The 1,783-nt window shown below is 37.5% G+C and carries 4 protein-coding genes; all 4 read right to left on the reverse strand.

Features of this window, described 5'->3' with window-relative positions; all coding sequences use genetic code 11:
• On the reverse strand, nt 1-233 hold a 233-nt coding region (locus ACFIJL_RS08940), incomplete at its 3' end, for a recombinase RecT (protein ID WP_375624323.1).
• 73 nt (nt 234-306) lie between these two features.
• A complete protein-coding gene (locus ACFIJL_RS08945; protein ID WP_273791664.1) occupies nt 307-876 on the reverse strand; it encodes a hypothetical protein in 570 nt (189 codons plus the stop codon).
• 5 nt (nt 877-881) lie between these two features.
• Nucleotides 882-1,343, reverse strand: coding sequence for a hypothetical protein (locus ACFIJL_RS08950; RefSeq protein ID WP_375624321.1), 462 nt, complete (start codon nt 1,341-1,343; stop codon nt 882-884).
• A gap of 8 nt (nt 1,344-1,351) precedes the next feature.
• Nucleotides 1,352-1,783, reverse strand: a 432-nt coding sequence (locus ACFIJL_RS08955; protein ID WP_375624322.1) for a hypothetical protein, incomplete at its 5' end; no start/stop codon positions are given.

Consider the following 1,783-nt stretch of genomic DNA (forward strand, 5'->3'; position numbering starts at 1 on the left):
ATAGAAACAACGGGTATGATGCCGCCGCCTTTTTTAGGGAATGCATAGATTTCTTTTGTTAAAGGGTTAAGTCCATAAGTATTGGCAACAAAAAGAAAAACGGCAAATTCTGCATCAGTGATGACATTAGCATTTTTATCTCCAATACAAGTTTTTATGATTGTGGTTCGAAATTCTTCAGCAGAAAATCCATATTTTCCTGCCATTTCTTTTAAAAAAGTAGAATTTGTCATGTTGATTTCCTACATTGCGTACAATTCACCCGTTGCGTGAATCACGCTGGTGTTTAAAAATGTTGTTTGGTTGTTAGAAACGGCTTATGTAGCTTATATCGCTTGCTGAATAGTCACTTTCGTAGATGATTGAATTGCGTCCACGAATTTCAAGATTACCAGAAATATTTACATTATCGAAAATATATACTCTATCTAGAATTTTCATATTTCCGGAAATGTGTGCTTTATCACTTATATAAGCATCTCCATAGACACGGGCATTGCCATAAACATGGCCCAAAACTCGAGCCTCACCATAAATTTGTGCATTGCCGTAAATTTGCGCATCATATTCAACATATGCTTCACCGCAAACTTTTGCATTTTCATAAACACGCGCCCTGCCTGTAATTTGTGCGCGTTCAAATACTTGTGCATTGCCGAAAATCTTAGCGTCACCACAAACCATAGCTTTATGCCAAACCCAACAATCGCCTTCATGCGATAGGTTGTCTTCTTTTTGTATATAGCCACCTAAGTAACCTTTTTTAATATTTCTAAAATCTCTTAATGCACGTATGCGATAAAGTTTTTTACTTTTATCGGTTCTTGCATCATAAAATTCTTTTATTTCATCAGTAAGTTCATATTTCTTTTCCATGATTACTATTTCTCACGTTCTACGATTACGGTGGAGCCACTAATTTTACAATTTCCAGCAATGTGTACACGACAGCAAATATATGCTTGATTGTAAATTTTAGCATTTCCGTAAACGTGTACACTTTTCCCTATAACAGAATTCCCATAAATCCGCGCATAGTCAAAAACCTTGGCATTATCTCTAACAGAAGCACCACCAACTTCGGCATAATCAGAAACTTGTGCATTGCCATAAACTTGTGCATTCCCATAAACCCGCGCATCATCATAAACTTTGGCATCACCGTAAACTTGTGCATTGCCAAAAATCCAACAGTCTCTCTTATGGCTTAAGTTGCTCTCTTTTTCTATAAAACCGCCTAGGTCACCTTTTTTGACATATCCAAAGTCTCTTAATGCTCTAATTCGGTGAAGAGTTCTTCCATCAAACACAATTTTTTCATCAGTAAATTCGTATTTTTTCATCTGGTTTGTTACCTAGTTGAGATTCTTTTATTGCCATCAATCCAGTCGTCCCAACATACACATGCTTCACCGTAAATTTTTGCATGACCGTAAACATGCGCATCACCGGAAACTTCTGCATTGCCGTAAACACGCGCCCTATCGTAAATGTATGGCTCTTCGTAAACTTGTGCATTGCCATAAACTTCTGCATTATCAAAAACGTGCGGTTCACCGCAAATATATGCATCACCGTAAACTTCTGCATCACCGTAAATGCATGGTTCATCGCAAACTTCTGCTTTGCCATAAATACGAGAATTGTTGTAAACTTCTGCATAACCGTAAACTTGTGCATTTTCGTAAACCTTAGCATCACCAAAAACCTTGGCATAACCATAGACTTTTGCATCATCACCTACCCAGCAATTACCATGATGCGATAGGTTGTCTTCTTTCTC

This window comes from Bartonella sp. TT119HLJHH (genome assembly GCF_042193385.1).
Lineage (GTDB): Bacteria > Pseudomonadota > Alphaproteobacteria > Rhizobiales > Rhizobiaceae > Bartonella.